This is a genomic window from Methylobacterium sp. P5_C11, from assembly GCF_054049775.1.
The window spans coordinates 21,142-35,028 of record NZ_JBFULS010000001.1; the positions used below are offsets into that span (position 1 = coordinate 21,142).

The following is a 13,887-nucleotide window of genomic DNA, read 5'->3' on the forward strand; positions in this document are numbered from 1 at the left end:
GTGGAACGTCTGCTTGTCCGCCACCCGAGCCTCAAAGCGGACAGACCGCAAACGGCCAGCATCAGTCGCCGCAGGCCGCCTCCACGAGCGTCTCAGATGGGTGGTTTTGCGACCGTCTACTTTCGGACGCCGAACTTAAAAAGCGGACACGCGATGTAAACAAGGCATCGCCCCTCTGCTCGCCACACCAGTTTCAGTCATTCAGGCCGGGTTTCGAGGCGTCCGCGGAAACTCCAGCGGGAAGTTGTTGAGCACGCGCCAGAGTTCGTAGCCCACCGACACCGTCTCCATTCGGATCCAGCCCCGCGCCTTGGCGCCCAGCGGGATGAAGTCGACGTCCGGCCATCTGGCTTGGTCGGGGTCCTGCTCGACCAGCACGCGGAACAGGCCGGTCGGCTGGGCGGAAGGGTCGACGGTTCGCACCCGCCCGTCGAACATGCCGTGGGCCACCGAGGGCCAGCCGCTGAACTGGATCGCGGGCCAGCCCTCGAAGGCCAGACGCACCGTCTGGCCGGGCCTGATCAGGGCGACGTCCCGCCCGTCGACCATCAACTCGATGACGCGTTCCGGCGCGTGCGGCGCGAGGGTGGCCAGGGTGTCCCCCGCGTTGACCAGCGTGCCGGCGGCGGCGGCGTTAACGTGCAGGATGCGGCCGTCCCTCGGGGTGCGCACGAGTTGTGCCGATTGGCGGTTCACGGTCACTTCGAGGCGGCTGAGCTTGGCCTTGGCCTCGGCCAGTTTCGCGCGCTGCTCCGCCACGCGGATCTGCGCGGCCTCGAAGTTGCGCCGGGTCACGAAACCCTTCTCTGCGGCCTCGCGCGTCTGGCTGACCTGACTTTCCGCCACCTTCACGCCTTGATTGGCCGCCGCGATCTCGGCCTCGACCTGCTCCCGCTCGGCGGCCAGCCGCTTGAGCAGGAACGGGTCGTTGTCGACGAGGCGAGCGATGGGATCCCCAGCGCGGACCCGCTGGCCATCCTCGACGTACCACTGCTCCACCCGGCCCTGGACCAGCGCCGTGACGATCTGCACCCGGTCGGCGGGGTTGGGCGCGATGACGCGCCCGGTCCCGGCCGAGGTCTGCACCCAGGGCACGTAGAGTAGGACCAGGATCGCGAGGACGGTCCCGATCCCGATGATCCAGCCGAGGGCGACCGCCGCGCGTGGAGGCCGGATCGCGGTCAGCGTGGGGAAGCGATGGAGGTGTTCAGGCCGCGACAGCATGGGGCTTCTCCCTCGGCACTGCCTTATCGAGCGGTTCCTCACGTCCGGCGGCGCGCCCATAGCCGTGGGCGCCCAGCCGGATCTGGTCGTCGTGGACCGGCAGCGGGGGACGGCAGGTGACGTGCAGCACCGTCGTGCCCACCTCACGGAAGCCCGCGAGCGCAGCCCCGACGCGGTCCGGTGGCAACAAGTCGAGGAGCGTCGGCAGGACGACGAGCTTCGGCGGCCGCAGGAGCGCGGCGGCCAGCTTCAGGGCGACGACCTCTCCAGTCGAGAGTGGCGAGCCGGACGCTGACAAGGGAGTGCCGAGACCGGAGGGCAGGCGCCGGATGCGCTCAGCCAGTCCGACACGCTCAAGGGACTCGTGCATCCGGGCGGGGCACGACACGTCGCCGCCCGACAGGTACTCGCGGATGGTCGTCTCGGCGAGCGTCGGCCGTTCCATGACGAGGATCTCAGACCGCAGACCCTCCGGACCGAAGGCCGCGATGTCGGCTCCCCCGATCATCACCCACCCGCGCACGGGCCGAACCCTCCGCTCGATGAGGTCCGCAAGTGCCCGCTCGACACCGTCGTCGGCGGCCACGGCGAGGATCTCGCCGCTCTCGACCGCGAAATCGAAGCGGTGGCCGTGGTGCTCGACTTCGCGCAGGCGCAGGTTCCCGTTGGCGGGACCCGGGCCGTTCCATCCGTCGCCGTCCGCCTGCTCGATCTCCTCGAACAGCGACAGTTCGTGGAGCGCGGCGACGAGGTCGTAGAAGGTCCTCGCGTGGTGGCCCAGTTGCGAGATCCCGTAGAAAGCGCTCGACAGGACGAGCTCCGCCGCCACGAGTTGCCCGAGCGACAGCTGCCCTTGCAGGATCAGCCACCCGCCCATCGCCAGGAGGCCGGCGCTCGCGAGCGCGTAGACCAGGAGGAATCCGACGGCCTGCGCGAAGGTGTGGCGGAAGTGGCGATGGTGCGCCCGCACGTAGGCGGAGGTCATCGCTTCCGACCGGGCCAGCGCGGTCGTGAGCCGTGCACCATGCCGGTAGAAGCCGTTCGAGCCGCCGAGGCTCTCGAGCCAGCGCGCGGTCTCGTGCTTGGCATGGCTCAGCGCCGCGCCGGACCGGACCGCCGGCCCCGCCCAGAGGAGCGCGATGCCGATGAGCACGGCGGCCACCACCAGATTAAAGGCGAGGAAGAACGGGTGGTAAAAACTCGTCAGGACGAGGCCGATCCCGGATTGCAGGAGGATCGCGAAGCCGCCGACCAGGAGATGCGGGACCGCCTTCTGGACCGTCATGAGGTCGAAGAAGCGGTTGAACAGGTCGCCGCGGTGGGCCTCTTCGAAATGGGGGGCCCTGGCATGGAGGGCGCGCAGGCTGATGTCCGCCACGGTTTTAGCGAACACGCGCCGCTCGAACAGCGCCAGGATGTAGATACGCGCGGCGCTGAGCAGGGCTGCGGCGAGCAGCAGGCCGAGCAACAGCCCGGACAGGACGAACAGGGGCGCGGGCAGCGCCGTATTGGCGACCGAGTTGATCAGGAGCTGCACCGACACCGGCACTGCGAGGCCCAGGAGCGCCACGGCTATCCCGTAGACGACCGCCGTCCGGACGAAGCCGGCCTCGGGCTTGAGGAAGCGGGCGATGAGCCTGCAGGCTTCCGTGAGCGTCAGCGGCGTGTGCTTCGTCGCATCCATTGGGGGCGGACCTTCAAGAACGGAACGAGGGCGAGCGAGGAGGGTCACGACTCCGACACGGTTCGGGGCATGACCTCGCAGACATGGGAACACCGGGGAGGTGCGAATGGCGCGGGAGTGCTCTGCCGGCCGGGGTTGCCCGGCTCATCGAGGCTCGAAGCGGCAGGCAACCTCTGCAAGGCATGCCGCGGAAACCGGCGAGAAGCCCCGTCGGCACGAGGATTTCAGGTGCGATCCGCCATTAGGGGTGACATGGCGGACCGCCTTGATGCCGGCGATTGCCGGAGAGGCGGATGGATGCCGGGCCGGGGCAGCCCACCCGCTTCAGCAGCGGTAGCCGCCCGACACTTGGCCGTACTGCTGCACCGGGAAGTGCTGCTGATCGGCGTTGCCTTCCTGGGCCGAGCTCCGGCGGCAGCCGCCGACGGTCGGGGTCAGGATCTCGGCCTGGAAGGCCGAGCCGGTCGCGAGGCCGTCCCAGGTCGTCTGCGGCAGGGGCCTCGACCCTGGACCCACCCGCACATCGGCGAACGCGGCGGAGAGCGGCGCGACGCTGAGCGCGGCCGCGACGGTCACGAGGGATAACTTCTTCGACGCCTTCATCGCTTGTCTCCGATCAGGTTCGTGGTCGCGTGGACCTGTCCGTGGATCGAGGCCGGGGCGGACCGACATCCGCGGCTTTCGCTCGCCTCATCCACGACGCTGATTTGGAGCGACGAGGTTTGCTCTACAATTTCCAAACTTCAATGGAGATCATTGAAATAACAAATGGACCTCGATGCGCGGATGAGGGAGTCATTTTTTTAATCCCGACTTACATGACTGCTCTGTAGGCGAGGTGCTTTCCGTCACATGTCGCCACTACGATCCGCATCGGCCCGGAAAATGCTCGATCCGTGAGCTTGAGATCCGGCCCGGGCGACCTGACCTCCATTCTATGCCCGGACCGCCATTGCCTTTCGACCTGGATCTCCTGCGGACCTTCGTCGCCATCGTCGACAACGGGAGCTTCACCCGTGCGGCCAGCAGACTGGGTCTGACGCAATCGACCGTGTCGCTGCAGATCAAGCGCTTGGAGGACGGCCTCACCAGCCGCCTGTTCGACCGTGACGACCGGGAACTCAAGCTGACGCCCGAGGGCGAGGTGCTGCTCACCTACGCGCGGCAGATCCTCAAGCTCGGTGCCGAGGTCCTCTCACGGATCGTCACGCCGGAACTGTCGGGCCTCGTCCGGCTGGGCACACCCGAGGATTTCGCGACCACGCACCTGTCGGAGGTTCTGGCGTGTTTCGCCCGCTCCCACCCGAAGGTCGCGCTCGACGTGACTTGCGACTTCACGGTGAACCTCCTCGATGATTTCTCGAAGGGTCGGTACGACCTGATCCTGTTCAAGCGGGAGCCGCAGGGACCGAGCGGCGGCACCAGGGTCTGGCGGGAGGTGCTCGACTGGGTCGCGTCGCCCCGTCTGGTCGTGGAAGCCGATGACCCGCTCCCCCTCGTCCTCGCGCCGGCGCCGGACGTCTATCGCAAGCGCGCGCTGTCGGCTCTCGATGCAGCCGGACGCGATTGGCGCATCGTGTACACCAGCCCGAGCCTAGCTGGATTGCAGGCCGCCGTGCAGGCCGGGCTCGGGGTGACCGTGCTGCCGACGGAGATGATACCTGCGGACATGATCTTGGTATCAGCCCGGCTTCAGCTTCCGAAGTTGCCAGACACCGAGATCGTCCTCTACCGAGCTCCTGGCCATGTCTCTCCGGCTGCCGAATTGCTGACTTCAACGATCGTCACCGCCCTGGAGAAAGCCCAAATGTCTGCGCCGATTTGATTTATGCATTCAGTCCAGCGACATTCCTCGAAGGCGGCAAATCATTCCAAGATCTGCATCATCTACGGTGTGGAGGTCAACAGGATTGAAATCGGGGAAAGTTCGCGCAAACAAATACCAGATCGGAGCAGGATTTCCGATATATGAGCGCTCGACCGCATCCACGCCAGCACATAGACGGCGAAGACTAAACGCGGTGAGGGTGCAGGCTGGATGGCGGCAAGCCGGCTCGCGGGCGTAGTAAGCCGATTGGTCCTGCCAGATGTGCCAGCCACGGTATTCCTGCTGCCACCGGCTCACGGGTTCCGAACTCCGCTTCCCAGGCTGACCACCCGACGACAATCCCGCCTCAGAGCGGGATGTTGTCGTGCTTCTTCCAGGGCTGCTCCATCTTCTTGGTGCGCAGCATCCCGAGCGCCCGGGCGATCCGGCGCCGGGTCGAGTGCGGCATGATGACTTCGTCGATGTAGCCGCGCTCGGCCGCGACGAACGGAGACAGGAAGCGGTCCTCGTACTCCCCGGTCCGGGCCGCGATTTTCTCGGGGTCGCCCAGTTCGCTGCGGAAGATGATCTCCACGGCGCCCTTGGCACCCATCACGGCGATCTGCGCGGTCGGCCAGGCGTAGTTCACATCGGCGCCGACATGCTTCGAGGCCATGACGTCGTAGGCGCCGCCGAAGGCCTTGCGGGTGATGATCGTCACCAGCGGCACGGTCGCCTGAGAATAGGCGAACAGGAGCTTCGCCCCGTGCTTGATGAGGCCACCGTATTCCTGGGCCGTGCCCGGAAGGAAGCCCGGTACGTCGACGAAGGTGACAATCGGGATTCCGAAGGCGTCGCAGTAGCGTACGAACCGCGCGGCTTTCCGCGAGGCATCCGAATCGAGCACGCCCGCCAGMACGAGGGGCTGGTTCGCCACGAACCCGACGGTCCGCCCCTCGATCCGGCCGAAGCCGGTGATGATGTTGCGGGCGTAGGCCGCCTGAATCTCGAAGAAATCGCCCTCGTCGACGACGCGGCGGATCACCTCGCCCATGTCGTAGGGCTTGTTCGGATTGTCGGGAATGAGCGTGTCGAGGGACGCGTCGAGGCGGTCGACATCGTCGAAACTCGTGAGTTCCGGCACGCCGTCGATGTTGTTGGCCGGCAGGAAGTCGAGCAGGCGGCGGATCTGCAGGATCGCCTCCACGTCGTTCTCGAACGAGCCATCGGCGATGGACGACTTGCTGGTGTGGACCTTCGCGCCGCCGAGCTCCTCGGCGGTCACGACCTCGTTGGTGACGGTCTTCACCACGTCGGGGCCGGTGACGAACATGTAGCTCGTGTCGCGGAYCATGAAGATGAAGTCGGTCATCGCCGGCGAGTAGACGTCGCCGCCGGCGCACGGCCCCATGATCACCGAGATCTGCGGGATGACGCCCGACGCCATCACGTTCCGGCGGAAGACTTCGCCGTAACCGCCGAGGGCGGCGACGCCCTCCTGGATGCGCGCGCCGCCGGCATCGAAGATGCCGATGATCGGCGCGCGCATCTTCAGCGCCATGTCCTGGACCTTCACGATCTTCTGCGCATGCGCCTCCGACAGGGAGCCGCCGAACACCGTGAAGTCCTTCGAGAAGAGGAAGACCGTGCGGCCGTTGATCGTGCCCCAGCCGGTGACGACGCCGTCGCCGGGGATCTTCTGCTTCTCCATCCCGAAATCGGTGGACCGGTGCTGCACGAACATGTCGAATTCCTCGAACGACCCGTGGTCAAGGAGGAGTTCGATCCGCTCGCGCGCCGTGAGCTTGCCGCGCTTGTGCTGCGCCTCGACGCGCTTCTCGCCGCCGCCCAGCCGCGCCTGCGCCCGGCGCTCCGCGAGCTTGTCGAGGATATCCTTCATGGCTGTTCCCGCCCTTCCCGTGCCCGTGACCTGCGACCCGGATCGGGCCGGGTCCAAGCTTATGCGTTCACCGATCGAGCGCCCTTAGCACGGGCGTTTCGGGTGGCAAACCGACGCGGAGGAAAGCGCGGTCAGACCTTGGGGGGAGGGAGATGATGGTGGACGGTGCAGGGATCGAACCTGCGACCTTTCCCGTGTGAAGGGAACGCACTACCGCTGTGCTAACCGTCCGAACCGGCCTGCCGCCCGGGCAGGGCGCCAAGCGGTCGCCCGCGCTCGGAAGCGTTGCGACCCGGTGGCCGGCCTTCTAGGGCGCCCCGACACGGGACGTCAAGCGCGGTTCGTGAGGTTCCGGCTCGGCAGATGCGGTCAGCATCGCGATTCGCCTTTCGCGGCGATCCCGGTGCCGCACGGTTGACAAGGCCGGCGCCCCGGTGCGCTGTGCGGGCATGCACGAGGGGCCAGCGGGCGCGAAGCCAGGCAGCGACGTGACGGCAGGGGGCGCAGCGGGGTCAGGGCGCCCGCGTGTCGCGATCACCTATTGCACCCAGTGCAACTGGCTGCTGCGCGCGGCCTGGATGGCGCAGGAGCTTCTTTCGACCTTCCGCGACGATCTGGGCGAGGTGGCCCTGGTCCCGGCGGCGGGGGGCATCTTCCGGATCGAGATGGGCGGGGCGCTGCTGTGGGAACGGGTGCGCGACGGTGGCTTCCCGGACGTGAAGGCCCTCAAGCAGCGCGTACGCGACCACCTCGACCCGGCGCGCGATCTCGGCCATATCGACCGGCCATGAAGCGAGGGAACGGCAGGGAGCCCGCGGGGCACCGTGGGCCGGGGACGGGCACCGCTTGAGTCCGGACCATCAAGCCGAGGGCGCAGGCGTCCCGGCGGTGATTCCCGCGCGCCGGTCCTGGCTGTCGCGGCGGCTTCATCGCTTCGGGCGCAACGGCTTCTCGACGCAGGTCTATCTGGTCGCGCTCGTGATCGCGCTGATCGGACCCGGACTGCTGTTCACCAGCATCCTGCTGATGCGCTACGCCTCCGCGGAGCGGGCACGCTTCGAACAGGATGCCCGCGAGAACGTGCGCGGCATCGGCCTCTCCCTCGACCGCGACACCGCCGGCTTGGTCTCGGTGCTGCAGACCCTGGCGACCTCGCCGCGGATCCGGCAGGGCGATTTCGCCGCCTTCGACGCCCAGGCGCGCCTCGTGCGGGAATCGATCGATCTGGACGTGCTGCTCCGCCGGCCTAACGGTCAGGAAGTCGTGAACACCGGCGTCCCCCGCGGTGCGCCGATGCCGATCGTCACGCTCCCCTTCGACCAGGACCTCGCGCGGGGGGCGCAGCGCGCGATGGTGAGCGGCTTCGTGCCGGGTCCGATGCCGGGCGAGGCGACCTACGCGGTCGGCGTCCCGGTCATGGTCGACGGCGAGGTCGGCTACATCCTGAGCTTCACCGTGCCCCTGTCCCGCCTCCAGGGCATCCTGTCCCGCGAAGTCGTCCCGGGCTGGACCACGGGAATCAGCGACCGGGCCGGTATCGTCCTGGCCCGTTTGCCCGACCCCGAGTCGGTGGTCGGCAAAACGCGCCTCGCCAGCCTCCGGCAGGTTCAGTCGGGGACGCCCGGCGTGTGGGAAGGGCAGGATCGGCAGCACAAGCCTGTGGTGGTGATCGAGGCGCGCTCGCGGCTCACGGGCTGGATGGTGGCCACGAGCATTCCCCAGGCCCTGGTCGACGCGCGGGTCCGACGCTGGATCTGGGCCTTCGCCGGGTTCGGCCTCTTGGTACTCGCCACCTCGTCGCTCCTGGCGGTCAATCTCTGGTCGCGGGTCTCCCGCCCGCTCCGGTTGCTGGCCGCCTCCGGGCCGGCCCTGGCCCGGGGCGAGGCGATCCCGCGCGTGTCCTCTCCGGTGCACGAAATTCAGCGGCTCGGCGCGGTCCTGTCAGACGCCTCGCTGCGGCTGCGTACCCGGGAGGAGGAACGCGACCGTGCCCTCGCGGATACGCGGCGCGGTCTGACCGCCCTTAGCGAGAGCGAGGCGCGCTTCCGCCACATGGCCGACTCGGCGCCGGCCCTGATCTGGATGACCGACGAGACAGGGGCGGTCAGCTTCGCGAACCTCCATTTCGAGCACCTGTTCGGGCTGCCCGCCGCCCAGTTCGCCGACGACGGCTGGCACCGGATCGTCCATCCCGACGATCTCGACAGCTTTCGCGACGCTTTCTCGGAGGCGTTCGACGCGCGCATCCCATTCCGGACCGAGGCCCGGGTGATCGACAGGGACGGGACGGTGCGCTGGCTCCAGTGCGAGGGCGTGCCGCGCCTCGACGATGACCAGAACTTCCTCGGCTATACCGGCTGCAACATCGACATTACCGACACCAAGAACGCCGAGGAGCATCTGCTGCTCCTGATCCACGAACTCAACCACCGGGTGAAGAACACCCTGGCCACCGTTCAGTCGATCGCCGCCCAGTCGCTGCGCGGCCTGGAGGGCGCGGAGGCCGACGCCGCGCGCGCCGCCTTCGAGGCGCGCCTCCTGGCCCTCGCCCGCGTCCACGACGTGCTGACCCGCGAAAGCTGGGAGGGCGCGGAACTCTCCGCCGTCGTGGCCGACGCGATCCGGCCGCTGGAATCGGGCGACGGCCGCGCCTCGCGCTTCCGTGTGGTCGGCCCCGCCCTACGGCTGCCGCCGCGGCTTGCCCTCTCGATCGCCATGGCCCTGCACGAACTCGGCACCAACGCGGTCAAGTACGGCGCGCTTTCCGCCGAAGGCGGCGTGGTCGAGATCTCCTGGACGGTGCGACGCGAAGCGGAGACGAGGCTCGCCCTCCGCTGGACCGAGCGCGGCGGGCCGCCGGTCAAGAAGCCGACCCGGACGGGATTCGGCTCGCGTCTGATCGAGCGCAGCCTTGCGCGGGAACTCGCCGGCGAGGTGATCCTGAATTACGAGCCGACCGGCGTCGTCTGCACCATCGACGCGCCGGTGCCGCCCCCGGGCCTGCTGGAACGGAAGGGCGCAGCGGCGCCGACACGAATCGCACCGTTGCCGCTCGCGGGGTAGGCGGCGCCGTCCGCCGCCCGGTCAGTGATACGGATCGGCCGCGTCGCGCAGCCCGTCGCCCATGAAGTTGAAGGCCAGCACCGTCACCAGCACCGGCAGGACCGGCAGGAGCAGCCATGGGTAGAGCTGCACCGCCGCGAGGTTCTGGGCCTCATTGAGCAGCACGCCCCAGCTCGTCACCGGCGGCCGCAGGCCCAGGCCGAGGAAGGAGAGGGCGGTTTCGCCGAGGATCATGGTCGGGATCGACAGGGTCGCCGAGGCGATCAGGTGGCTCATGAAGTTCGGGATCAGGTGCCGGCCGATGACCCGAGCCGGCGAGGCACCCATCAGTTCGGCGGCCTGGACGAAATCCTCCTCCCGCAGCGCCAGCAGCTTGCCGCGGACCGCCCGGGCGAGGCCGGGCCAGTCGAGCAGGCCGAGGATCACCGTGATGCCGAAGAAGATCAGCAGCGGGCTCCAGTTGGGAGGGAGGGCCGCCGACAGGGCGAGCCAGAGCGGCAGTTCCGGCAGGGAGCGCACCACCTCGATCAGGCGCTGAACCCCGGCATCGACGAGGCCGCCGAAATAGCCCGCGATCCCGCCGAAGAAGAGCCCGAGGGTGAAGGAGATCGCCACGCCGACGAGGCCGATGGTCAGCGAGATCCGCGCCCCGTAGACCATGCGGGAGAACACATCGCGCCCGAGCTTGTCGGTACCGAGCAAGAACAGCGTGCCGTTCTCCGGCGGGCAGACGAGGTGCAGGTCGGTCCGGAGGAGCCCCAGCCAGGCGTAGCCGTCGCCGCGGCACAGGAACCGCAGGGGCTGCTGGGCGGCCGTGTCGACCTTGTAGTCCCGACGGAACGTGTCGAGGTCGAGATGCGCCCGGTACGGATAGACGAACGGTCCGACGAACCGGCCGTCATGGAACAGGTGGACGCCCTGGGGCGGCGCGTAGAGGAAATCGCCGTTGCGCCGCGCCTGACCATAGGGGGCCAGCAGTTCGACGAACGGCACCGTGGCGTAGAGCGCGATCAGGATCAGGGCCGAGGCGACGGCGAGGCGGTGGCGCAGGAACTTGCGCAGGATCAGCCGCCACGCGGACGCCGAGGCGACCGGGCTTTCGACTCGGGCGTCCGGCTCGAACGGCGCCGGATCGACGAAATGACTGGCGGCCGGAAGCGCATCGTCCATGGCTGGGCCGCTCATCGCAGGCCCATGCGGATGCGCGGGTCGAGCCAGACCAGGATCAGATCGGAGATCAGCATGCCGACGAGCGTCAGGGCGGCGACGAACATCAGGATGAAGCCGGCCATGAACTGATCCTGGCTGCGCAGGGCGTCGAGGAGCAGCGGCCCGACGGTGGGCAGACTCAGGACGAGCGAGACCAGCACCGAGCCCGAGACGAGATGCGGCAGCAGGTTGCCGATATCCGCCACGAACGGGTTTAGCGACATCCGGAACGGATATTTCAGCAGCGCCTGCAGGGGCGGGAGGCCCTTGGCGCGGGCGGTGACCGTGTAGGGCTTGGCCAACTCGTCCAGCAGGTTGGCACGCATGCGGCGGATCATGGCGGCCGTGCCGCCGAGCCCGATCACCAGGGTCGGCACGATCAGGTGCGCCAGCAGGGAACGGACCTTCTCCCAGGTCCAGGGCTTGTTGGTCAGGGCGGAATCGTAGAGGCCGCCGATCGACAGCCCGAACCAGCGATTGGCGTAGAACAGCAGGATCAGCGCGAGCAGGAAGCCCGGCACCGCGAGGCCGACATAGCCCAGCAGAGTCACGACGGCGTCGCCGAGCGTGTTCCGGTGCGTCGCCGAGTAGATCGCCGCCGGGATGGCCACGAGGTGGACGAACACCACGGCCGTCAGGTTGATCAGCAGCGTCAACCACAGGGCGTCGCCCACGACGTCGGCCACCGGCTTGTCGTACTCGAACGACCAGCCCCAATCGCCCTGGAGCAGGCCCGAGAAACCCACCGACCCAGGCATGACGCCGATCCACATCAGGTATTGCTGCCAGACCGGCCGGTCGAGCCCGTACTGCTGGATCAGCAATTCGGCCTTGGCGACCGAACTGGCGTCGCCGGTGGCGCGCAGCTCCATGATCCGGTTCGTCAGATAGTCGCCCGGGGGCAGCTTGATGATGACGAAGACGAGGGCCGAGATGACCAGCAGCGTCAGCGCCATGGTCACCACGCGGCGGAGGATCTGGCCGATCACCGGGCTTGCGCGCGCGTGTCGGCGCCCTTGCCGTCGCCGCTCGTGTCCCAGAACATCTCGTCGAGGCGCTGCACGCCGATCATCGCGGTGGGTTCCCAGGCATAGAGGGCGCGCTTCGGCAGGTTGATCAGGCGCTCCGCGCCGACGACGGGCTGCAAGGCGCCTGCCACCGTGCCGATCACCCAGGTGTTGCGGGCGTGGTTCATGAGCATCTCGCGCCAGATCGCGGCCTGCCGGCCGGCATCGTCGGTGTCGCGCCATTGCCGGTCGAGGTCGAGGAGCTGCTGCACCTCAGGGATGTCGCAGGGCTCGCCGCTCTTGCCGCGGCTGTCGACGTTCAGGCTCCAGAGCGGCCAGGAATAATGCTCGGCTTGCGCCGGGCTCAGTTCGGTCGGCGGCATGATCGCGGTCGGGACCGCGAGGTCGAGCCCCTGGGCAGCGACCATGACGGTCATGCCGGCTAGGCAGCGGCGATGCAGGTTGGTGCGCTCCTGCGGCTTGGTGATCAGCCGGATGCCGACCTCCCGCCAGAACTCGGTGATGAGGAGGAGCGCGTCGAGCACCATCTCGGCCTCGCCGTCGCTCTCCACCACGATCTCCAGGGGCCGCCCCCCGGGCATGAGCCGGGTTCCCGACCCGTCGCGGCCGGTCAGGCCCACCGCGTCGAGGAGCTTCGCGGCCTGCCCGGGGTCGTAGCCCGCGTTGAGGGTGCGCATCTCCGGCTCGTAAAGCGCGCTCTCGGCGACGATCGTGTCATTGCCCTCGGTGCCCAGCCCGAACAGGAGCGTGTTGTTCAGCGTCCGGCGATCGATGGCGAGGGACAGGGCGTGTCGGTAGCGCACGTCGCGGTTGAGCTGCCGCCAGACGGGATCGAGCGTGGTCAGATTGGGGTAGAGGGCGAATTCCGACCCCCGCGCCACCGGCCACAGGTTGGTGCGGTAGCGATGGCTCGCCTCACCCTCCTTGAGACTCGGGATGTCGGGCATCGCGAGCCCGCGGAACATCAGGTCGGCCTCGCCGGCATTGGTCTTGGCCACGAGCAGGCCCTGCGAGGCGACGTCCATCACGATGGCATCGACATAGGGGAGCTGCGTGCCCGCTGCGTCGACGCGGTGGTAGCTGCGGTTTCGCTCGAACCGGAACCGCGTCGCGGGCGAGCGAGTCCGCGGCACCCAACCCTGCAGCGTCGGGCAGTCCGGATTGTTGAGTTCGTAATTGTCGTCCAGACGGTTGTGCAGTGCCGCCCAGCTGCGCAGCTTGAGGGCCTTGGCCTTCGCGTCGGCGGCGTCCTTGCCGACATAGCGGGCGTGATACGGCTTCAGGTAGTGCGACGGCCGGTAGATCAGCGGGTCCCGCGGCGCGGCGAGCGCCGGCAGGAACATCGGGTTCGGCCGGTCCCAGCTGTAGCGGACGGTGACGGGGTTCAGGAACTCGACCTGGGGCAGCTTGCCCTCCACCCGGAAGAAGGCCGCCGGCCCGTCAGGGCTCAGCGCCTTCTCATTGGCGACGTCCTCCCAGTAGTAGCGGAAGTCCTCCGTGGTGAACGGATGCCCATCGGACCACCGATGGCCCTGGCGCAGCGTGAAGGTGAAGCGACCGCCCTCGACGTCGATCCGCTCCAGCAGGTCGGGCCGGAGGTTCAGGTCGGAATCGTAGCCGACCAGCCGGGTGTAGCCGTAGACCGAGAGGTAGCGCACGTCCCGCGCCTTGGCGATCAGGGTCCGGATCGTGCCGCCCGCCGTGCCGAGGCGACGGCCATGGGCGGCGAGATCCGCCACGAAGGGGGACGCCGGTGGCGCCGGCACCTCGGCGGGCGGCGTGTCGGCGCGGGCCTCCCGTGGCGATCGCGACCAGACCAGGGCCGCTCCCAGACCGGCCACCAAAGCGCGGCGAGAGACTCCCGCGGCGCTGTCGAATCGCGACGTCGCGTGCGCGTACAGGTCGGGCTGCGGACATGTCGTGTCGCTCTCGCGGGCGAGAACCGGCGGTGCGGGCTCGGCAGGATGGAGCG

Annotated in this window: 10 protein-coding genes and 1 tRNA gene; 3 read left to right on the forward strand and 8 right to left on the reverse strand. The window is 68.4% G+C overall.

Annotation, left to right across the window (positions count from 1 at the left end; genetic code table 11):
- Nucleotides 1–201: 201 nt before the first annotated feature.
- The 3 genes from ACXJKQ_RS00105 to ACXJKQ_RS00115 form a co-directional block, all read right to left on the reverse strand.
- Nucleotides 202–1,224 carry an efflux RND transporter periplasmic adaptor subunit gene (locus tag ACXJKQ_RS00105; RefSeq protein WP_457103732.1) on the reverse strand — a complete coding sequence of 341 codons (1,023 nt, stop codon included), beginning with the start codon at nucleotides 1,222–1,224 and terminating at the stop codon, nucleotides 202–204.
- Nucleotides 1,208–2,908 carry an ABC transporter transmembrane domain-containing protein gene (locus ACXJKQ_RS00110; protein WP_457103733.1) on the reverse strand — a complete coding sequence of 567 codons (1,701 nt, stop codon included), beginning with the start codon at nucleotides 2,906–2,908 and terminating at the stop codon, nucleotides 1,208–1,210. Before ACXJKQ_RS00110 ends, ACXJKQ_RS00105 begins: the two co-directional genes overlap by 17 nt.
- 324 nt (nucleotides 2,909–3,232) lie before the next feature.
- Nucleotides 3,233–3,511, reverse strand: a complete 279-nt coding sequence (locus ACXJKQ_RS00115) for a hypothetical protein (protein WP_457103734.1) — start codon at nucleotides 3,509–3,511, stop codon at nucleotides 3,233–3,235.
- A 349-nt stretch (nucleotides 3,512–3,860) separates the two neighbouring features.
- On the opposite strand from ACXJKQ_RS00115, the gene ACXJKQ_RS00120 reads away from it, so the two are divergent.
- Complete coding sequence (locus tag ACXJKQ_RS00120) at nucleotides 3,861–4,733, forward strand: LysR substrate-binding domain-containing protein (protein WP_457103735.1); 873 nt, start codon at nucleotides 3,861–3,863, stop codon at nucleotides 4,731–4,733.
- Nucleotides 4,734–5,082: 349 nt separating this feature from the next.
- Here ACXJKQ_RS00120 and ACXJKQ_RS00125 read toward each other — a convergent pair whose 3' ends face one another.
- Together ACXJKQ_RS00125 and ACXJKQ_RS00130 are read right to left on the reverse strand one after the other, a co-directional pair.
- Entirely contained in the window at nucleotides 5,083–6,615 is a 1,533-nt protein-coding gene (locus ACXJKQ_RS00125) for an acyl-CoA carboxylase subunit beta (RefSeq protein WP_457103736.1), read from the reverse strand.
- 156 nt (nucleotides 6,616–6,771) lie between these two features.
- A tRNA-Val gene (locus ACXJKQ_RS00130) sits at nucleotides 6,772–6,846 on the reverse strand.
- Between the two features lie 218 nt (nucleotides 6,847–7,064).
- On the opposite strand from ACXJKQ_RS00130, the gene ACXJKQ_RS00135 reads away from it, so the two are divergent.
- Together ACXJKQ_RS00135 and ACXJKQ_RS00140 are read left to right on the forward strand one after the other, a co-directional pair.
- Nucleotides 7,065–7,406: a SelT/SelW/SelH family protein gene (locus tag ACXJKQ_RS00135; protein ID WP_457103737.1), complete on the forward strand. Its 342-nt coding sequence runs from the start codon at nucleotides 7,065–7,067 to the stop codon at nucleotides 7,404–7,406.
- Between the two features lie 55 nt (nucleotides 7,407–7,461).
- Nucleotides 7,462–9,678, forward strand: coding sequence for a sensor histidine kinase (locus ACXJKQ_RS00140; protein ID WP_457103738.1), 2,217 nt, complete (start codon nucleotides 7,462–7,464; stop codon nucleotides 9,676–9,678).
- Nucleotides 9,679–9,699: 21 nt separating this feature from the next.
- Here ACXJKQ_RS00140 and ACXJKQ_RS00145 read toward each other — a convergent pair whose 3' ends face one another.
- From ACXJKQ_RS00145 to ACXJKQ_RS00155, 3 genes are read right to left on the reverse strand one after another with little or no spacing between them, the layout of a single operon-like run.
- Complete coding sequence (locus ACXJKQ_RS00145) at nucleotides 9,700–10,848, reverse strand: ABC transporter permease (RefSeq protein ID WP_457103739.1); 1,149 nt, start codon at nucleotides 10,846–10,848, stop codon at nucleotides 9,700–9,702.
- A gap of 11 nt (nucleotides 10,849–10,859) precedes the next feature.
- On the reverse strand, nucleotides 10,860–11,876 hold the full coding sequence (locus tag ACXJKQ_RS00150; RefSeq protein WP_457103740.1) for an ABC transporter permease: 1,017 nt from the start codon (nucleotides 11,874–11,876) through the stop codon (nucleotides 10,860–10,862).
- Nucleotides 11,873–13,816, reverse strand: coding sequence for an ABC transporter substrate-binding protein (locus tag ACXJKQ_RS00155; protein ID WP_457104054.1), 1,944 nt, complete (start codon nucleotides 13,814–13,816; stop codon nucleotides 11,873–11,875). The genes ACXJKQ_RS00150 and ACXJKQ_RS00155 overlap by 4 nt, the downstream gene beginning before the upstream one ends.
- Nucleotides 13,817–13,887: the final 71 nt, after the last annotated feature.

Excerpts from the sequence above, each read along its gene's own strand:
- ACXJKQ_RS00105 (WP_457103732.1), bottom strand. The coding sequence starts at position 1,224 with ATGCTGTCGCGGCCTGAACACCTCCATCGCTTCCCCACGCTGACCGCG.
- ACXJKQ_RS00110 (WP_457103733.1), bottom strand. The coding sequence starts at position 2,908 with ATGGATGCGACGAAGCACACGCCGCTGACGCTCACGGAAGCCTGCAGG.
- ACXJKQ_RS00115 (WP_457103734.1), bottom strand. The coding sequence starts at position 3,511 with ATGAAGGCGTCGAAGAAGTTATCCCTCGTGACCGTCGCGGCCGCGCTC.
- ACXJKQ_RS00135 (WP_457103737.1), top strand. The coding sequence starts at position 7,065 with ATGCACGAGGGGCCAGCGGGCGCGAAGCCAGGCAGCGACGTGACGGCA.
- ACXJKQ_RS00145 (WP_457103739.1), bottom strand. The coding sequence starts at position 10,848 with ATGGACGATGCGCTTCCGGCCGCCAGTCATTTCGTCGATCCGGCGCCG.